The organism is Thermococcus sp. Bubb.Bath, assembly GCF_012027595.1.
In the GTDB taxonomy this organism is placed as follows: domain Archaea; phylum Methanobacteriota_B; class Thermococci; order Thermococcales; family Thermococcaceae; genus Thermococcus.
Genome location: NZ_SNUR01000062.1, coordinates 1 through 394 on the forward strand (window position 1 = coordinate 1; position 394 = coordinate 394).

Here is a 394-nt window from a genome sequence, read left to right on the forward strand (position 1 = left end):
TCCGCGCGTCTCGAAGGATGCACGGCCCCGATGGCGCCGACTGGAGAGAACCGGACCGCCGATCCTTCGAGACGCCGCGCGAAAGCGCGGCTCCTCAGGGTGACGGGGATAGGGTGGTGGGTCGCTGACCTAAAGCGCGATGATATTTGGTTGAATCGTCATCGCGCTTTAGCTCTTTGTTTGAGCATGATCTTTTCGAAAAACCGCTTCGCACTTTTCCGGATCATGCTCTAGCCACGGATCAAATCAGTGGGATGGTTCACCTTCTCGATCGTTCTGCTCTGCCTGCTCATCTCCGCCTTCTTCTCGGCGAGTGAGACCGCGCTGACCGGCGCCTCGCGCGCCAGCATGTTGCGGCTGTCGAAGCAGGGCAACAGCGAGGCCACGGTGGTCT

1 protein-coding gene is annotated in these 394 nt (G+C 60.2%); it reads left to right on the plus strand.

From position 1 onward, the window contains the following. Nucleotides 1-249: 249 nt before the first annotated feature. The coding region (locus E3E29_RS12120) for a CNNM domain-containing protein (protein WP_167911118.1) at nucleotides 250-394 on the plus strand (145 nt) is incomplete at its 3' end.